A 15950-nucleotide genomic window follows, 5' to 3' on the forward strand; every position below is an offset into this window, starting at 1 on the left:
ACCGCCGCTTCGCTAATAGGAGGTTCGCGAACATGCTTCGTGGATGGTTTATGGCTGGAGCAATCGCAGTGGGAATTGCCGTGGCTCCTCCGGCCCAGGCGGCGCCCTCGACAACGACGACGACCTCGCCGACAACGGGCGCCAGCGCCTACTACCCGAACTGCAAAGCGGCGTGCGCAGACGGCGTGGCTCCGATCTATCGCGGGCAGCCGGGGTACCGGCCGGGCCTTGACCGCGACGGCGACGGCATCGCCTGCGAAGTCTGCCACTGAGGCCGGTACACGCGATGTCTGCGCCAACCGCCCGACTGACCGCCGTCGTCTCGATGGCGTGTGCCGGTCTCCTGGCGTGCGGGTCCCAGCACGCCGCCCCGGCCAATACCTCCGGTTCGACCGGCATAAAGCCGGTGACGTCGTCCGGCGCGAGCGCCCCGCCGAGCGCGCCGAGTAGCCCGGTTCCGCCCGCCACCACCACGACCACGCCGGCGTGCGTCGGATTGTCGATATGCCCGCCACCACCGCCGGACGCCGAGGGCAATCCGGCGTGTTACTACGCCGACGGGTGGCGTGCCGACTCCTCGGGGGCCGGAATCGAAGTGTGGTTCTTCCGCGACCCGCACAACCCGTCGACGCCGGACAAGGTCACCGCGTTGGTGCGCAAGAAGGACGGCACCACCGCATCCCAGGACGCCGACATCGACGCCGGCCAACAGGTGCATCGCTTCGGCTTCCCCGACGTCGCACCGGCCGTGGTGCAAGAGGTCTTGTTCAGCAGCGGCAGCGGACGCTGCTTCGTGATCGGGCCCGGCGGCTGACGCCCGGGCGCCGCTCAGTGGTCAGCGCTTTTGGTGACGGTGGCTCACCGGTGCGGTAAAGCCTTGGGTGTCGTCGAAGTGGGCCCACTGGCCGTCGTCGTTGACTTCCATGCGCCAACCCAGCTCGGTGCTGCCGCCGATCGAATGGATGAACCAAGCGTGCGCGGACTCTGCGCTGGCAAAATCCTTCGTCGCGACGACCCGGCCGCGTGGGTCGATGACGCGAAACTCAACCATGGGATGTGATTATCCCTGCCAGCGGCTTTTCAATCGAGTTAATCGCCCATTTGCGGGCAAAGCCGGCGACGACCGCTCCTATCGCGGCTGTGGCAAATCCGCGCTAGACGGTACGGGTCAACCGGTCGGCGAGCAGCTCGGCGAACCGAGCGGGATCGTCGAGCGCGCCCCCTTCGGCGAGAAGTGCTGTGCCGTAGAGTAATTCGGCAGTCTCGGCCACCTCGGCGAGTGCCTCGTCGCCGTCGGCCTTCTTTTGCGCCTCACGCAGTCCGGTGACCAACGGATGGTTCGGGTTGAGCTCGAGAATCCGCTTGCCGACGGGGATGTCCTGCCCGGACGCGCGGTAGAGCCGTGCGAGGGCCGGGGTGATGCCGAAGGCGTCGGTGATCAGGCAGGCCGGCGAGTCCGTCAGGCGGCTGGAGAGCCGTACTTCCTTGACATATTCGCTCAACGTCTCCTTCATCCAGGTCAGCAGGTCGGCGAAGTCCTTCTGCTGCTCCTCTCGCTCGGCCTCGCTCTCGTCGCCCTCGGAACTGAGGTCCACCTCGCCCTTGGCGACCGACTGCAGCGGCTTGCCCTCGAACTCGGTCACCGAGCCCACCCAGACTTCGTCGACCGGGTCGGTGAGCAACAAGACCTCGTAGCCCTTGGCTTTGAACGCCTCGAGGTGCGGCGACTTCAGGATCTGCTGCCGCGTCTCCCCCGTGGCGAAGAAGATCTGCTCCTGACCCTCCTTCATGCGCTGCACGTACTCGGCGAGGGTGGTGGCCTCCTCCTCGTTGTGCGTCGAGGCGAATGAGGAAATCTGCAGCAAGGTGTCCCGGTTGTCGAAGTCCGACAGCAGCCCCTCTTTCACGACTCTGCCGAATTGCGTCCAGAACGTGCGGTAGTCGTCGGGCCGCTCGGACTGCAGCTCCTTGATGGTGGAGAGCACCTTCTTGGTGAGCCGCCGGCGGATGGCCTTGATCTGCCGATCCTGCTGCAGGATTTCGCGGGAGACGTTGAGCGACATATCCTGCGCGTCGACGACGCCCTTGACGAAGCGCAGGTATTCGGGCATGAGCTGGTCGCAGTCACCCATGATGAACACCCGCTTGACGTACAGCTGGATGCCGATCTGGGAGTCGCGGTTGAACAGGTCGAACGGTGCGTGGGACGGAATGAACAGCAGGGCCTGGTATTCGAAGGTGCCCTCGGCCTTCATCGCGATGACCTCGAGCGGGTCATCCCAGGCATGCGCGATGTGCTTGTAGAACTCCTTGTACTCCTCCTCGGAGACCTCTTCCTTGGGCCTGGCCCACAGCGCCTTCATCGAGTTGAGGGTCTCCACCTCTTTGGTGACGGTCTCCTCGCCACCCGCCCCTTCCTCGTCCGAGGTGGCCGGTTCTCGTCGTTCGACCTCCATGCGGATGGGCCAGGCGATGAAGTCGGAGTACTTCTTGACCAGGCCGCGGATCTTCCACTCCGAGGTGTAGTCGTGCAGCTCATCCTCGGCGTCTTCCGGCTTGAGGTGCAGGGTGACCGAGGTTCCCTGCGGAGCGCCGTCGACCGCTTCGATGGTGTAGGTGCCCTCGCCGCTCGATTCCCATCTGGTGGCTTCGCTCTCGCCGGCCTTGCGGGTGAGCAGTTCGACCTTGTCGGCGACCATGAAGCTCGAGTAGAAACCGATGCCGAACTGGCCGATCAGTTCCTCCGATGCGGCCTCGTTCTTGGCCTCTTTCAGCTGCTGACGCAGCTCGGCGGTGCCCGATTTGGCCAGCGTGCCGATCAGGTTCACCACCTCGTCGCGGGTCATGCCGATGCCGTTGTCGCGGACGGTGAGCGTCCGTGCGCTTTTGTCGACGTCGATCTCGATGTGCAGGTCGGAGGTGTCGACCTTGAGTTCTTTGTTCCGGAAGGCTTCCAGGCGCAGCTTGTCCAGTGCGTCGGAAGCGTTCGAGATCAACTCCCGCAGAAACGAATCCTTGTTGGAGTAGACGGAGTGCACCATCAGGTCCAGCAGTTGCCGTGCTTCCGCCTGAAACTCCAGCTGCTCGACACGCGCGTTCATGACATTCCCTACGTCTCTTCCCAGGTCCACTCGAGGACATTGACGTTCCAAATTTACCGAGTTGCCAAGCGCGCGCGCTCGGGGGTTCGCGCTCGTCGCGTCGACCTCTACGCTGAAGACATGTCCGTTGCTCAACGCGAACGAGCCGCCCTCGTGGAGACCATGCGCGCCGCCGGGCCGGAGGCGCCCACCCTGTGCGAGGGGTGGAAGGCGCGGGACCTGGCCGCCCACCTCGTCATCCGGGAGTACCGGCCCGACGCCGCTCCGGGCATCCTGATCCCGTTTTTCGCGTCGCACACCGAAAAGGTGCAGAACCAGGTCGCCGAGCAGGCAGAGTGGGACGAGCTGGTCGACAAGGTCGCGTCCGGCCCGCCGATCTACTCGCCGCTCAAGCTGCTCGATCCGGTGGCCAACGTCGCCGAGATGTTCATCCACCACGAGGACGTGCGTCGGGCCCAGCCGGGCTGGCAGCCGCGCGCCCTGGAACCCGAGCTGAGCGCCAGGCTGCGCCGCACGCTGCCGCTGATGGCACGGCTCACGCTCGCCAAGGTGCCGGGTCGGGTGGCGCTGCGGACACCGGAGGGCAAGACGCTGCTGACCGCGGGACGCGGCCCGGCCGTCACCGTGACCGGTCCGCCCGAGGAGCTGCTGCTGTTCTCGGTCGGGCGATCCGCGCGAGTCGAGTTCGACGGCGACCCGGCGGCGGTCCAGGCCGTCCGCGACGCGCCCAAGGGGTTATAGCCCCGGGCTTCCCCCGAAGGCCTCGCGGAGGTCTTTCTTGATCACCTTGCCGAATTGGTTACGCGGCAGCGCATCAACGATCACCAGGCGCTCCGGATGTTTATAGCGGCTCAATCCGTTCGAATGGCAGTGCCGCACCAGCGATTCCAACGACACGTCCTCGGCCGGAGCGGGCACCACCACCGCGCATACCCGCTCGCCGGTGCGCGGGTCCGGGACGCCGATGACCGCGACGTCCGCGACCGAGGGATGGGTGGCCAGCACATTTTCGACTTCGAGGGCCGAGACGTTCTCCGCGTTGCGGATGATCGCATCCTTGATGCGACCCGTCACGCGGACGTTGCCGTCCTCGTCGAGCAGTCCCAGATCGCCGGTGCGAAGCCAACCGTCCTTATCGAAGGCGTCGGCGTCGAGCGCGGCGTCCGCGTAGCCCAGAAAGCATTGGGGCCCCTTGAGCCGCAACTCCCCTTCCTGCCCGGCGGGCAGTTCGGCTTCGTCCCCGCCGACCACCCGGACGCTGACGCCCCGTGTCGGCTTGCCGACGGTGTGGTCGAGCGACTCGGGTGAGGCGGTCAGCGACGGCGAGGCCGCAACGGGAAACTCGGTGAGGCCCCACGCGTTGGCGATGCCGGGCAGGCCGAAGGCTTCCCGGATCTGTCGGCCCAGTTCTGCGGTGATGGGCGCGCCTCCGGCCAGGCAGCCGCGCAGGAAGGGGAACAACGGCTCGTCGCCGTGGGCTCGCTGGGCCTCCAGGAAGCCGACGAAGAACGGCGTCGCCGTACCCAGAAATGTCGGGTGGTGCGCCGCGATGGCAAACGGTGTCCTCGCCGGGTCGAACACTTCGAACAGCGCCAGCCGCATGCCCGTCTGCAGCGCGGCGGCCAGCATCACGGCCCCGCCTATGTGCGCGACCGGAAAGGCGATGGGGTCGACGTCGCTGTCGGTGATGCCGATCGCGCCGACCAGCCCCGTGGCACCGGCGATCACCGACGCGTCGGTATGACGAATCCCCTTGGGCGCCGCGGTCGTTCCCGACGAGTAGTAGACCCATCGCGGGTCGCCGGTCGATGTGGGCGGGGGCGGCAGCGCACCAGTGCCGGCGCGGGTCAGCCGAAGCTCGCCGTCGACCGGCGGCGTAGTCAAGTCGAGGGTGATGACTTCGAAGCCGCGAGTCGCCGCCAGGGCCCGCGCCAGCGCTCCGTGTTCGAACCCGCGCCAAATCTCGGGCACCACAAGGTATTCCGAGGAAAGCTGGTCGGTGATGAAGCCGACCTCGCGCTCGCGCAGGATCGGGATGATCGGGTTCTGCACCGCGCCGAGCCGGGCCAGCGCCGCCATGACGACCATGGTCTCGAGCGTGGTCGGTAGCTGCCAGGACACGACGGTTCCCGCGCGTATCCCGCGGTCGGCGAAGACGGCGGCCGTCGCGCAGGCGGCATCGTGGAACTGACGCACGGTCAGGCTGCGCCCCTGGTCGTCGGCGAGCAGCGGGCGCGCCGATGCCGCTTGCGCAGTACCGCCGATCAATGCCCAGTAGGTGGCGTCGCTTCCGCGGCTCATTCGTTCGTCGAATTGACCTGTGCCGGGCGGAATCCGGAATGCGCTATCGCGACCGACACCGCACTGCCGACGGGACCGTTGCGGTCGACCAGGACGGCCGATCCGGTGGCCACCCCGTCGTGGCTGTGGTGGGTCAGCGAGGCCATGCCGATGTGAGGACCTTCCGGCAGCCGGCTCAGCGTGAGCGTGTAGTCGGCATTGATGAACTGCAGACCGTTCGTTCCCCAATTGGCAAGGGAAGCCGTGATATCGGCCGCCATGGCCGCCCGGGTGAAGGCAGTGAGCGGTTCACCGTCGATGAGCGATCGGGTCTCATGCAGCCAGGTGTATTTCGGGCCGGAGCTCTCGACCCAGTCGGGGTCCGGATTTTGCAATTCGGCGCCCCAGCCGTACGTGCGCATGAACAGCGTCTGGTGGACGCCATCATCGACCGGCAACGGCGGCATCTGCACGTCCGGGGACCATACGCGCCCCTCGGGCTGGGCGCCGCGCCGCAGAAACAGCGCGCTCCCCCGCGCGACGGGCGAGCCCCCCTGGGTGAGGACCGCCTCGACCAAGCGTAGCCGCCGGCGATCATGGTGCACGGTGGTGCGCAGCTCGATCGGTTCCAGCGCGGCCGGTGCGGGAAGGTCGACCGTCAGCCGGGCGGGTAACAGCTGCGGGTCGTCGACCGCGCGTTCGACCGCCCAGCCCAGCAGTCCGCCGACCACATGCCCGCTGAGCGATGGACCCCAGCCGCCGCGGCCGATCTGGTTTGGCACGAAACGGCTTCCATCACACGAGAAGTACGGCGTCTGCGCCGCCGCGCCAACGTCATCCGGCGCGCAATTCGTTTCGGTCAATGCAGGACGCTCCGCCCGGAGATGGATCCCTCATGTGAGGATGGCAACAGTAGATATTACGGTTTGCGTTCCAGTGCCAACGGGCCGACCTGGTCTGAGGTCAATTCTGTGGCCGAGCAAGGGCGTTGCGCCCTCAGGCGATGGCCGCACCCACCAGGTGGCCGATCGCGTAGGTGATCGACAATGCGAGCCCGCCCCCGATGACGTTGCGCAGCACCGCCCGGCTCTTGGGCGCCCCGCCCAAACCCGCCGACACCGCCCCGGTGATCACCAGCGCGATAAGGACCGCCGCGACGGTGACCGGGATCCTCCACGCCGCCGGCGGCGCCAGGATCGCGACCAGCGGCAAGGAGGCGCCGACCGCGAACGACAGCGCCGAGGACGACGCCGCCAGCCAGGGGTTGGTCAGTTCCTCGGGATTGATCCCGAGTTCGACTTCGGCGTGCGCGAGCAGCGGATTGTGGTCGGTCAATTCCTCGGCGACGGTGCGGGCGGTCGCCGCGTTCAGGCCCTTCGCTTCGTAGAGGGCGGCCAGCTCATCCAACTCGGCGGCCGGATCGTCACGCAGCTCCTGACGCTCCTTGTGCAACAGCGCCTTCTCGGTGTCGCGCTGGGTGCTGACCGACACGTACTCGCCCAGCGCCATCGACACCGCTCCGGCGACCAGTCCGGCGCTACCGGCGGTCAACACCGGGGCGCGTTCTATCGTCGCTGCCGCGACCCCCACCACGATGCCCGCCGTGGAGACGATTCCATCGTTGGCGCCCAGCACCCCGGCGCGCAGCCAGTTCAACCTCGACGATACCGACCCTTGATGCGGTTCGGCAGGATGCGGATGCGACGGACTCGACACGGCCGCAACGATATACATCAAAGACCGGCCCGACTAGCCAACATAGCCTTGCCAAAGCCTCATGCGCGGGGGTCCTCGGCCTCATCGCGAGTCCCCGCGCCGGCCGTCCTTCGGCTACCCACCACGCAAGTCGGCGTGCCCCACAAGTTCCGCATGGGCCGCTGACAGCCGATGCATAGAAAAGCTATCTAGGGTCGTTCGTGTAAGGGGGGATTCCGAGGAATTCACCAGCGGCTCGACAGGTGAAGGACTATGAAACTTAAGCAATTACTTGGGGGGATCACCGTCGCGGGCGCCCTGGGAGCCGCCGCGCTGGGTATGGGTGCCGGTGCGGCCAACGCCGCTCCGGGCGCACCAGCGCCCGGTCCGGCGGGCAGTCATGGCGGGCCGGCTCCCGGAGGCATTCATCCGCCGAACGCACCCGGTGATCCGGGTGGACCCGGCGGTCCTGGTGGACCGGGCGGACCCGGGGGCCCTGCCGGACCCCAGGAGGGGCCCGGCGGCCCGGGCGGACCCGGCCACCCTGGGGGACCCGGTGGACCGGGCGGACCGGGTGGACCCGATCATCCGGGCGGGCCCGGTGGGCCGGGCGGACCCGGTGGGCCATGGCACGGAGACCCACAACGTGGTTACTTCCGCGGCGCGCCGTGGGGTGACGGGCCGGCGCCTTGGGGGCCCGGTGAGCCGCCGCGTCCCGATTGGGACAGGCCGCTCCCGCCGCCCGGTGGGCACTGGGGATATGGCCCGATCAACTACTGGGGATACCAGGAAACTCCCATGTGGGATCCCGGATTCAATCAGTGGGGGTTCTGGTTCTTCGGAGTCTGGATTCCGCTGTAAGCAGCGGTGAGCACGCCGCCCGCTTCGCCATCCGGCGAGGCGGGCGTTGTGCTGTCGGGACCTTTGGCCTCTTGGTAGGGGCCCTACGCCACCTCATCGATGCCGTACGGCCCTCGTTTGAAGTGTCTCGATCGCGAAACATAGAGGTCACGGTTTGGGGATTCCACACCTGTCGGAGCCGAGCGATCGACCGAAGAGGAGGCGCGATGCCGACGCCTGACTTCACGCCCGGAATTCGGGGGCACGCACGAGAGCCCCGCGCGACCCCGCTCTACGCGACCACCGTCGTCGTCACCGTGATGTCGGGAATCTGCGCGTTGGTCGCACTTGCCGCCGGCTCGCCGCTTCAGTTCGGAATCGCGTTGGCGATATTCGGCGCCGGGTGGATCGCCGCCGATTTCAGCGAACGAACAATTGAGCCCGGGCAGCAGCGTGTCGCTCAACGATGTGTAGCCACCGTCGCCCGGCCGGCCCCCGTCTACCGACCCTCCCGCGTGGTGTACGCCGGTCGCTGCGAGCGCTTCTCGCGGCCGGCTCCACGGGTCGTGAGCAAATCCGCCGCCTGACCATCCGGTCAGCTCTTGGTGCCGACCGTGATCAGGTCGGAAATGACCCGCGTCCAAACCGGTCGACGAATGCGGTGCTGATCGCCGATGGCGAACCCGGCGCCTTCGAATAACGCCCACATCTCCGCCGGCGACGCGTTGTGCTGCGGCTTCCATCTACTCGCCGAGGCCGCTTGTAGCTGCGGTTGCCGCGTGCTGAGGGCCGCGACCGCCACCAACCCGCCGGGTGCCAGCACACGATGGAATTCGCGCAACGCCGCCGGCTGGTCGAAGAAATGGAACGCCGACGTGGTCACCACCGCGTCGAGGGCGCCGTCGTCGAAGGGCAATTGTTCGGCCGGCCCGCGCAGCCACTGCACCCGGTCGGTTCGGGCACGCGCCTGGGCGAGCATGCCCTCGGACATGTCGACACCGTAGATCTCGTCGGGCTGCAGCTCGCGCGCGATACGATCGCTGAGGATGCCTGTGCCACAGGCGATATCGGCGATCTTGCGGGCTCGGTGAGCCCTTAGCTGCGCAATCACCTCGTCGTGCGGCGGGCGGTATACCCACTGCTGCAGGAACGGCAGATCGTAGGCCGGGGCCAGGAAGCCCCACAGCGTGGTGACGGCGTCGTTGAGCGCTCGACGGCTTGGCGCCGTCATTTGCCCAGTACGGAGTTGTAGTAGATGGTGTCGGCGACGGACACCGAGTCGTTGGTTTGCGGAATCGCCGCAAGACCGCTGTCGGCCAACAGCTCGCTCATCATGGTGCCGACCGTCTGCCAGCCGAGGTTGTTCAGGTACTCGGCGACATCGTTGCGTTCACCCTCGAAACCCAGCTCCTCCCAATCAAGCTCGAAGCCGTGGTCCCGCCATTTGGCCGTGGCCCTGCGCATCATCTCCCGCGCCTTCTCGAGGTCCTGCTGCGGCCGGTGCGGGATGGCCTCGACAGCCACCCTGCTGCCCTCGGCGCTCAACGCGGAGATGTTGTCCAGCAGGCGGTCCTGAGCGTCCGGCGGCAGGTAGCCGAAGAGGCCTTCGGCGATCCACGCGGTCGGGCGGGTGTTGTCAAAACCCGCTTCCAGCAAGGCTTTCGGCCAGTCGCGCCGCAAATCGATGGCCACCGTGCGCAGGTCTGCCTGCGGGGTCGCACCCAGCTTGGCCAGGGTGGTGGCCTTGAACTCGATCACCTCGGGCTGGTCGATCTCGAACACCACCATGTCGGCGGGCCACGCCAACCGGTAGGCGCGCGCGTCGAGGCCGGACGCCAGGATCACGGCCTGACGGATCCCGGCTTGCGCCGCGTCGCGAAAGAAGGTGTCGAAAAACCGGGTCCGGGCGGCCATCGCCGCGGGCATGTGCTCGAGTTTCCAACCGGATTCGTGGTCGTCGACGTCTGCGGCGACAAGGTCGCCGTCGACCCATCGCGTGAAGAAGTCCACACCGACCGCGCGGACCAGCGGCTCGGCGAACCGGTCCTGGATCAGCGGGTTGTCGGCCTTGGTCGCGATCGCCCGGGCCGCGGCAACCATCGTGGCCGTCGCGCCCACACTGGTGGCCAAATCCCACGAGTCGTTGTCTGTGCGTGGCATGCGCCTGTTCCCCCTCGGAGTGAAGCGATACTTAGCCACTATAACGACCGCGAGGGGCGATTGGTTCCCGAGCGTTTCGCCGAAGGTCGCCGCGGTGATCGCGGCTCTGGGCTAGGGGCCCGACCGCGGACCAAGGTTGCCGGGTGCACCCGGACCGCCGGACCCCCCTGATCCGCCCGGAACACCCGCTCCGCCCGGTTCGCCGGGGCCACCGGGTCCGCCCGGTCCGTTCACGGCGGGGACCCCGGGCACGCATTGATTCTGGTCCACGCTCCACACGAAACCCGCAGCGCAATTGGGGTCGGCCCGGCCGATCGCCGGCGCCGAAATCGCGATCGCCGCCAACATCGCCAAAGCGAGCCCGACGGCGCCGAATGCCCAGCCCCGCACCGAATCGCTTATCACAGCGATTGTCATGTCGGTCTCCTCCCGGCCGGCGACACGATGCACATCATTTTGCGACACGCAACCCGTTGGCCGCGTTGTTATTCGGTGACTAGTTCGAAGACCGGGATGACTCGGTCGGTGCGCTCCCGGTACTCGCCGAACCCCGGCGCCCGCTCGACGACGACGCCGTACACGAAATCGCGCTCGCCGCGCGGCAATTCGCGCACGGTTGCCGGCTGGGGGGCCTGCGAGCCGATCTCCACAGTCACCCGGGGGTTGGCGCGGATGTTGTGCACCCATGCGGGGTTGGTGTCCCGGCCCGCGGCAGATCCGACGATATAGAGCTTGCCGTCGATGTCGAAGTAGGCGACGGGGTTCACCCGCTGCGCACCGCTGCGCGCACCGGTCGACGTCAACAGCAGCAACGGGAAGCCCTCGAACTGTCCGCCCACCTTGCCCCCGTTGCGGCGGAATTCCTCGATGTTGCGCTCGTTGAACTCACGCTCCGCACTCTTGTCGTCGTCCATTCGCCCATCTTGGCATGAGAGGCGGACGTGACCGGCGCGCGATTGACCGTCGCCGGATTCGGGTATCACCTGGCAGCCCCATCGGGGGGGTATCCGCTTCCGTAGAAACGAAGTGAGCACGAGATGGTCGGCTGGCTGGACAGGCTGCAGCGACGAAACCGCGCCGCGGGCGTGGCGATTGCCGTCGTTTACAAGTACGTCGACGACCAAGGCGGCTACCTGTCCGCCCTGATCACCTATTACGGGTTCGTGTCGCTGTTCCCCCTGCTGCTGCTGTTGACGACGGGCCTCGGGGTGGTCCTGGCCGGTCGCCCCGATCTGCAGGAACAAGTGCTGCACAGCACGTTGAGCCAGTTCCCCGTGATCGGCAGCCAGCTGCATCAGCCCGCGGGCCTCAGCGGAGGGACCGTCGCCGTGGTCGTCGGCGTCGCGGGGGCGCTGTACGGCGGCCTGGGCGTCGGTCAGGCGGTGCAGAACGCGATGGACTCGGTATGGGCCGTACCGAGGAACAAGCGTCCGGACCCGGTCCGTTCCCGCCTGCGCAGCCTGGTGTTGTTGGTGGTCCTCGGCTCGGCCGCCCTGGCCGCCACCGCCCTGTCCGCGGCCGGTCAGGCTACCGGAGCGCTGGGCATGTTCGGAAAGATCGGCGTCGCTCTGGTCGCCGTGGGGATCAACGCGTTGATCTGCCTTGTGGCGTTTCGTGTGACCACCGCGCGGGGGCTCACCTATCGCCAGGTGTTGCCGGGAGCGCTTGCGGCAGCGGCGATCTGGCAGGTATTGCAGTGGGGCGGTGCCGGATACATCCGGCACACGGTGAAGACGGCCAGCGCCACCAACAGCGTCTTCGCGTTGGTGCTGGGATTGCTGGCCTTCCTGTTCCTGGTCTCGTCGACGCTGGTTTTGTGCGCGGAAATCAATGTCGTCCTGGTGGAACGGCTTTACCCGCGTGCTCTGCTCACGCCATTCACCGATGACGCCGAACTCACACCGGCCGACCGCAAGACCTACACCAAGAAGGCAAAGGCCGAGCGTTTCAAGGGGTTTCAGCGCGTCAGCGTCAGATTCGGGGACCTGGCCCGCAAGGCGAGCCGGCCCCGGACGCCGAAGCCTCCGACCATCCGCAGCCGGCCCGCCGGTTAGTCAGTTGCCGCGGCCGGTTTGTTGCCGGAGCTCGTCGATGAGCTCCGAGGCTTGAGCCTTCGTCATGTCGTCGGGAACGTCGCGCCCGGCCTCTTGGGCCAGCGTGTGCACGTAGCTGCGCTGGGGACCGGTCATCGGCTCGTCGCCGGTCACCCACTGGGACGTGTCCTTCTCGGGATTCTCACTCGGCGCCTGCCGTGTGTCGTCAGTCGTCATCATCCACCTCCGCGGGGAGGAATAACCGTCGCACGTACGTTCGAAACATGACGCGGGTGGCGGGCGTCTCAGCCGGAACGCCGCGCAATTTGGAAGGATGGGTGGCATGTCGCGTTCCTTCGACATCCTGATCGAGTCGCCGGCCAGCGTGGAGCAAATCCACACGACGTTCGGCCGCGAGGACTACTGGCTGGCCCGCCTTCGAGCCAGCAACGCTCCCACCACGCTGGATTCGCTGGTCGTCGACGCCGACGGCACGGTGGCGATCCGCGCCACCCAACACGTGTCCCGCCAGGTAATGCCGACGTTCATCGCCAAAGCCATTCCGGGCGAGCTGAAGATCGTGCATAGCGAGACGTGGCGACCGGCCGGCGACGGCGAGGTCCGTGGGCAGATCAGCGTGGTGTCGTCCGGCGGGGTGGGATCGGGCCGTGCGGAAGCCTGGATGGCCCCCGCGGGCGACGGCGCGCGACTGCGCTTCGCCGTGCAGGTGGCGGTGAAGATCCCGCTCGTCGGCCGCAAGCTCGAAAAGTCGATGGAAGCCGATCTGGCAGAGAGCATTCCGGCGCTGCAGCGCTTCACCGCCACCTGGATCGCCGACAACACCTGACGGCGCGTCGAAGTTCGTCAGCCTTCCGCGACCGGTGACGCGGGCTGCACGGCGACGAGTTCGGTCAGGCCGCTGATGGTGAGGATGGGCATCAGGATCGGGTGGGCGATCAGATGGATGTGGTTGGCGTGGGTGAACAACGCGTTGATCGCGGCGCTATCGAGGTACTCGACGCCGCTGAGGTCGACGGTGAGCGGGCCGCCACCGGCGGCCTCGCCGCTGGCGCTGGTGAGGGCATCGACGAAGGCGTCGATGTTGCTCAGGTCGATCTCCCCCGAGGCGACCAGCATCAATTCCCCGTCGGTGCGGCGCGCGGTGTCGAGGGTGAGCGTCGTGGCCATCATGTGATCCTCGCCGATAGGTGGACCGTGGTTCCCGCTGCGTCGGGGTTGATGGTGACGTCGTGCATGAGCCCTCGCATGAGGGCGATACCCCGGCCCCGATGGGGATAGCTGGCCGGTTGCGGAGGCTTCCACGAGCCCGTATCGGTGATGGTCAACCGCACCTGGTCGACCAGCGCGGTCGCGCCCAGCCTGATCGTGCCCTCCGGTTTGTCGCGGTGACCGTGCTCGATGGCGTTGGAGACGGCCTCCCCCGCGGCGACGAGCACGTTCATCGCCTGTTCCGGGTCCAGCCGGGTCCGAGTCAACCAGGTGCGCAACGCCGTTCGGGCCGGGGCGAGGTGGCTCACGTCGGCGGGGAACGTCAGCTCCAGCGGCGCGGGATGGCGATACAGCAGGAGCACGACGTCGTCCTGGTAGCCCCCGCCGGGGGCCAGCCCGGACATGATCTGGTTCGCCAAGTCGTCGAGCGTGGACGCCCGGCCCTCCTGCACGAGCGCGGCGGCGCGGGAGATGCCCTGCCCCAGCGCGGTGCGGCGCCGTTCGACCAGCCCGTCGGTGTAGAGCAACAGGGTCGCGCGCGCCGGCAGGGTCACCCGCGCCTCGGGGCGCGACCAGTCGGCTCGCACTCCCAGGGCGATGGTGTGGCCGGCGTCGAGCATCTCGGTGGTGCCGTCCGCGTGGACCAGGATGGGCGGCGGGTGCCCGGCACTGGAGTACACCAGCTCACCGGTCTCGGGGTTGAGCACCGCGCAGACGGCGGTGGTGCATTGGGCGCCGGGCAACCGCGCGGCGAACCGATCCATCCCGGCGAGAGCGGCGCCCGGGCTGGGGTTTTCGAACAGCAACGCGCGGCAGGCGCTGCGCACCTGGCCCATCACGGTGGCGGCGGCCAGGCCATGCCCCACGCAGTCGCCGACGACCATCGCGATGCGGCCGTCGTCCAGGTCGACGACGTCGTACCAGTCACCCCCCACCTGCAGGGGAGCGCTGGCGGCCTGATAGCGCACCGCGAAGCCGTGCGGCAGGTCAGCGGGGCCCAGGATCGCGTGCTGCAGCGCCAGGGCGGTTTCGCGCTGCTGGTCGACCTGGTGGACCCGCTGTAGGCCCTGGCCCAGGCGGCCCGCCAGCACCGTGAGCAAGGTCTGGTCCTCGAGGGTGAACGGCCGCCGCTCGGCCAGATCGATCCAGACGACGAGCACGCCCTCCGGATGCTGCAGCGCGATGCCCGCCGTCCCGGCTTCCCCGGAGCTCGGGGTGAGGAACTCGCCGTTGCGCAGCGAGCTCAGGACCTGCTGGGTATGCGACGGCAGGTCGTTCCACTGTGCGGCCTCGCCGACCGACACGACTTGCGGTACGCCATCGGCGGTTTCGGTAGTGGAACTGGGGGTCGGGAAGGTGACGGCCAGGACCCGGCGGGCCCGCCACAGCCGGCGCAACTCCTCGGCCGCGGCGGTGACCGCGTCGTCGACGGTGTCCGCCTGAGCGAGCTCTTGGTTGAGCGCATGTTCGCGGCCCGCCGCCAGCGCCAGGGCGATGGCCGCATGCCGCGCGAAGTCGCTGACGAGCTCGAGGTAATCGTCGCCGAACGGCGACTGCTGCGGGTCGCGGGCAACGGCGATGACGCCGAGCACGGCGCCGTCGGCGATCAGCGGCATGACGATCGCTGAACGTTCACCGACGTCGGTGAATCCCTCGATCGGATATTGGAAGGACTCGGTGATCAGCGGCAGGCCGCGCCGCGCCACACCGCCCGTGGTGGAGCCGTCCATCGGCACCTGGCGACCGATCACCTCCGAGGAGTACCGCCCGGCCGTGGCCGCCACGACGAGGGTGTCGACCTCGTCGGCGGGCAGGTCGGGCTCCTTGGGCACCAGCAGAATCGCCTGCTCGGCGCCGGCCAACTCCAGCGCCCGGTTCACGATCAGCTGCAACGGCCGGGTCTGGGGGTCGCCGGACAGCAGCGCGGTCGTGATCTCGCGGCTGGCCTTCGTCCATTTCGCCGATTCACGTTCCCGCTCGAACAGCCGCGCGTTGTCGATGGCCGCTGCGGCCGCGATCGCCAGCGCCCGCACGGCGGCGGCCTGGGAGTCGGTGAAGACCCGGCCCGGCCGGTCGTCCACCAGATACAGGCTCCCGAAGTCGGCCGACCGCACCGTGATCGGTAGCCCGAGCAGCGCCCGCATCGGCGGACCGTGGGCCCGCAGCTCGCCCGCCTGCGGATGGGCACTGACATCGTCGAGGCGCAGGCCGTCGCCGACCGGCAGATTGCCGAGCCGCCGCGCCGTTGGTTCGTCCATGCCCGCGCGGACGAAAGCGGCCAGGGTGCCGTCGGGAGCGCGGACGCCCAGGGCTGCGTAGCGGGAGCCGGTCAGCTCCATCGCGCCCTCGACGATGCGATGCAGCGTCACGTCCAGGTCGAGATCGGAACCAACCGCGCTGATGACCCGCACCAGATGTTCCATCTGGTCGCGAGCCGCCACCAGCTCCTCGAGTTGCTCATGTATCTGGCTCACCAGCTCGCGCCGGCCCTGCCAGGTGAACGCCGATCCACCCCCTTCGTTGCCCATGGATACAAACCTAACCCTCCACCTGAGCAATCCCTACAGGCGGCGGCGGCCTTGCAGGCCGGTCGCACGGCTTTACTCGATCT

General features: G+C 67.9%; 19 protein-coding genes. 7 read left to right on the top strand and 12 right to left on the bottom strand.

Going from position 1 to position 15950, the window contains the following annotated elements:
- Window positions 1-80 precede the first annotated feature (80 nt).
- Together G6N51_RS29070 and G6N51_RS06750 are read left to right on the top strand one after the other, a co-directional pair.
- A complete protein-coding gene (locus G6N51_RS29070) occupies window positions 81-272 on the top strand; it encodes an excalibur calcium-binding domain-containing protein (RefSeq protein WP_372510320.1) in 192 nt (63 codons plus the stop codon).
- A 14-nt stretch (window positions 273-286) separates the two neighbouring features.
- Window positions 287-814, top strand: a complete 528-nt coding sequence (locus G6N51_RS06750; RefSeq protein WP_174814299.1) for a hypothetical protein — start codon at window positions 287-289, stop codon at window positions 812-814.
- Window positions 815-835: 21 nt separating this feature from the next.
- On the opposite strand, the gene G6N51_RS06755 is transcribed toward G6N51_RS06750, so the two are convergent.
- Complete coding sequence (locus G6N51_RS06755; protein WP_083172052.1) at window positions 836-1051, bottom strand: hypothetical protein; 216 nt, start codon at window positions 1049-1051, stop codon at window positions 836-838.
- 103 nt (window positions 1052-1154) lie between these two features.
- Window positions 1155-3101, bottom strand: a complete 1947-nt coding sequence (gene htpG / locus G6N51_RS06760; protein ID WP_083172051.1) for a molecular chaperone HtpG — start codon at window positions 3099-3101, stop codon at window positions 1155-1157.
- A 120-nt stretch (window positions 3102-3221) separates the two neighbouring features.
- On the opposite strand from htpG, the gene G6N51_RS06765 reads away from it, so the two are divergent.
- On the top strand, window positions 3222-3842 hold the full coding sequence (locus G6N51_RS06765) for a TIGR03085 family metal-binding protein (protein ID WP_083172050.1): 621 nt from the start codon (window positions 3222-3224) through the stop codon (window positions 3840-3842).
- On the opposite strand, the gene G6N51_RS06770 is transcribed toward G6N51_RS06765, so the two are convergent.
- From G6N51_RS06770 to G6N51_RS06780, 3 genes are all read right to left on the bottom strand, one after another.
- Window positions 3837-5402 carry a class I adenylate-forming enzyme family protein gene (locus G6N51_RS06770; protein WP_083172049.1) on the bottom strand — a complete coding sequence of 522 codons (1566 nt, stop codon included), beginning with the start codon at window positions 5400-5402 and terminating at the stop codon, window positions 3837-3839. The genes G6N51_RS06765 and G6N51_RS06770 overlap by 6 nt on opposite strands.
- The gene (locus G6N51_RS06775; protein ID WP_083172048.1) at window positions 5399-6244 is read right to left on the bottom strand and encodes a thioesterase family protein; all 846 of its coding nucleotides are present in this window, start codon (window positions 6242-6244) and stop codon (window positions 5399-5401) included. The genes G6N51_RS06770 and G6N51_RS06775 overlap by 4 nt, the downstream gene beginning before the upstream one ends.
- Window positions 6245-6377: 133 nt before the next feature.
- Window positions 6378-7115 carry a VIT1/CCC1 transporter family protein gene (locus tag G6N51_RS06780; protein ID WP_174814300.1) on the bottom strand — a complete coding sequence of 246 codons (738 nt, stop codon included), beginning with the start codon at window positions 7113-7115 and terminating at the stop codon, window positions 6378-6380.
- Window positions 7116-7349: 234 nt separating this feature from the next.
- Between G6N51_RS06780 and G6N51_RS29075 the strand changes: the two genes are divergently transcribed.
- Window positions 7350-7937, top strand: coding sequence for a chitin-binding protein (locus G6N51_RS29075; protein ID WP_142274965.1), 588 nt, complete (start codon window positions 7350-7352; stop codon window positions 7935-7937).
- 206 nt (window positions 7938-8143) lie between these two features.
- Window positions 8144-8503 carry a hypothetical protein gene (locus tag G6N51_RS06790; protein ID WP_083172047.1) on the top strand — a complete coding sequence of 120 codons (360 nt, stop codon included), beginning with the start codon at window positions 8144-8146 and terminating at the stop codon, window positions 8501-8503.
- Window positions 8504-8511: 8 nt separating this feature from the next.
- Here the strand turns inward: G6N51_RS06790 and G6N51_RS06795 are convergent, their stop codons facing one another.
- The 4 genes from G6N51_RS06795 to G6N51_RS06810 all read right to left on the bottom strand — a co-directional run bounded on the left by G6N51_RS06795 (window position 8512) and on the right by G6N51_RS06810 (window position 10990).
- Window positions 8512-9147 carry a class I SAM-dependent methyltransferase gene (locus G6N51_RS06795; RefSeq protein WP_083172046.1) on the bottom strand — a complete coding sequence of 212 codons (636 nt, stop codon included), beginning with the start codon at window positions 9145-9147 and terminating at the stop codon, window positions 8512-8514.
- On the bottom strand, window positions 9144-10076 hold the full coding sequence (locus G6N51_RS06800; RefSeq protein WP_083172045.1) for an SAM-dependent methyltransferase: 933 nt from the start codon (window positions 10074-10076) through the stop codon (window positions 9144-9146). Before G6N51_RS06800 ends, G6N51_RS06795 begins: the two co-directional genes overlap by 4 nt.
- 111 nt (window positions 10077-10187) lie before the next feature.
- Window positions 10188-10493 carry a hypothetical protein gene (locus G6N51_RS06805; RefSeq protein WP_083172102.1) on the bottom strand — a complete coding sequence of 102 codons (306 nt, stop codon included), beginning with the start codon at window positions 10491-10493 and terminating at the stop codon, window positions 10188-10190.
- Window positions 10494-10561: 68 nt separating this feature from the next.
- Complete coding sequence (locus G6N51_RS06810) at window positions 10562-10990, bottom strand: nitroreductase/quinone reductase family protein (RefSeq protein WP_083172044.1); 429 nt, start codon at window positions 10988-10990, stop codon at window positions 10562-10564.
- A gap of 123 nt (window positions 10991-11113) precedes the next feature.
- On the opposite strand from G6N51_RS06810, the gene G6N51_RS06815 reads away from it, so the two are divergent.
- Window positions 11114-12130: a YihY/virulence factor BrkB family protein gene (locus G6N51_RS06815; RefSeq protein ID WP_083172043.1), complete on the top strand. Its 1017-nt coding sequence runs from the start codon at window positions 11114-11116 to the stop codon at window positions 12128-12130.
- On the opposite strand, the gene G6N51_RS06820 is transcribed toward G6N51_RS06815, so the two are convergent.
- Entirely contained in the window at window positions 12131-12346 is a 216-nt protein-coding gene (locus G6N51_RS06820; RefSeq protein WP_083172101.1) for a DUF3072 domain-containing protein, read from the bottom strand.
- A gap of 106 nt (window positions 12347-12452) precedes the next feature.
- On the opposite strand from G6N51_RS06820, the gene G6N51_RS06825 reads away from it, so the two are divergent.
- Window positions 12453-12956 (top strand): DUF2505 domain-containing protein, encoded by a 504-nt coding sequence (locus G6N51_RS06825; RefSeq protein ID WP_083172100.1) that lies wholly within the window; start codon window positions 12453-12455, stop codon window positions 12954-12956.
- A gap of 17 nt (window positions 12957-12973) precedes the next feature.
- Here the strand turns inward: G6N51_RS06825 and G6N51_RS06830 are convergent, their stop codons facing one another.
- Window positions 12974-13297 carry an STAS domain-containing protein gene (locus tag G6N51_RS06830; RefSeq protein ID WP_083172042.1) on the bottom strand — a complete coding sequence of 108 codons (324 nt, stop codon included), beginning with the start codon at window positions 13295-13297 and terminating at the stop codon, window positions 12974-12976.
- Entirely contained in the window at window positions 13297-15867 is a 2571-nt protein-coding gene (locus G6N51_RS06835; protein WP_083172041.1) for a SpoIIE family protein phosphatase, read from the bottom strand. Before G6N51_RS06835 ends, G6N51_RS06830 begins: the two co-directional genes overlap by 1 nt.
- Between the last annotated feature and the right edge of the window lie 83 nt (window positions 15868-15950).

It is taken from the genome of Mycobacterium paraseoulense, from assembly GCF_010731655.1.
GTDB classification, from domain to species: domain Bacteria; phylum Actinomycetota; class Actinomycetes; order Mycobacteriales; family Mycobacteriaceae; genus Mycobacterium; species Mycobacterium paraseoulense.

Bases quoted from the DNA above. Each gene is read 5' to 3' on its own strand.
- G6N51_RS06750 (WP_174814299.1), top strand. From the start codon at position 287: ATGTCTGCGCCAACCGCCCGACTGACCGCCGTCGTCTCGATGGCGTGT.
- G6N51_RS06755 (WP_083172052.1), bottom strand. From the start codon at position 1,051: ATGGTTGAGTTTCGCGTCATCGACCCACGCGGCCGGGTCGTCGCGACG.
- htpG (WP_083172051.1), bottom strand. From the start codon at position 3,101: ATGAACGCGCGTGTCGAGCAGCTGGAGTTTCAGGCGGAAGCACGGCAA.
- G6N51_RS06765 (WP_083172050.1), top strand. From the start codon at position 3,222: ATGTCCGTTGCTCAACGCGAACGAGCCGCCCTCGTGGAGACCATGCGC.
- G6N51_RS06770 (WP_083172049.1), bottom strand. From the start codon at position 5,402: ATGAGCCGCGGAAGCGACGCCACCTACTGGGCATTGATCGGCGGTACT.
- G6N51_RS06780 (WP_174814300.1), bottom strand. From the start codon at position 7,115: ATGTATATCGTTGCGGCCGTGTCGAGTCCGTCGCATCCGCATCCTGCC.
- G6N51_RS29075 (WP_142274965.1), top strand. From the start codon at position 7,350: ATGAAACTTAAGCAATTACTTGGGGGGATCACCGTCGCGGGCGCCCTG.
- G6N51_RS06790 (WP_083172047.1), top strand. From the start codon at position 8,144: ATGCCGACGCCTGACTTCACGCCCGGAATTCGGGGGCACGCACGAGAG.
- G6N51_RS06795 (WP_083172046.1), bottom strand. From the start codon at position 9,147: ATGACGGCGCCAAGCCGTCGAGCGCTCAACGACGCCGTCACCACGCTG.
- G6N51_RS06800 (WP_083172045.1), bottom strand. From the start codon at position 10,076: ATGCCACGCACAGACAACGACTCGTGGGATTTGGCCACCAGTGTGGGC.
- G6N51_RS06805 (WP_083172102.1), bottom strand. From the start codon at position 10,493: ATGACAATCGCTGTGATAAGCGATTCGGTGCGGGGCTGGGCATTCGGC.
- G6N51_RS06810 (WP_083172044.1), bottom strand. From the start codon at position 10,990: ATGGACGACGACAAGAGTGCGGAGCGTGAGTTCAACGAGCGCAACATC.
- G6N51_RS06815 (WP_083172043.1), top strand. From the start codon at position 11,114: ATGGTCGGCTGGCTGGACAGGCTGCAGCGACGAAACCGCGCCGCGGGC.
- G6N51_RS06820 (WP_083172101.1), bottom strand. From the start codon at position 12,346: ATGACGACTGACGACACACGGCAGGCGCCGAGTGAGAATCCCGAGAAG.
- G6N51_RS06825 (WP_083172100.1), top strand. From the start codon at position 12,453: ATGTCGCGTTCCTTCGACATCCTGATCGAGTCGCCGGCCAGCGTGGAG.
- G6N51_RS06830 (WP_083172042.1), bottom strand. From the start codon at position 13,297: ATGGCCACGACGCTCACCCTCGACACCGCGCGCCGCACCGACGGGGAA.
- G6N51_RS06835 (WP_083172041.1), bottom strand. From the start codon at position 15,867: ATGGGCAACGAAGGGGGTGGATCGGCGTTCACCTGGCAGGGCCGGCGC.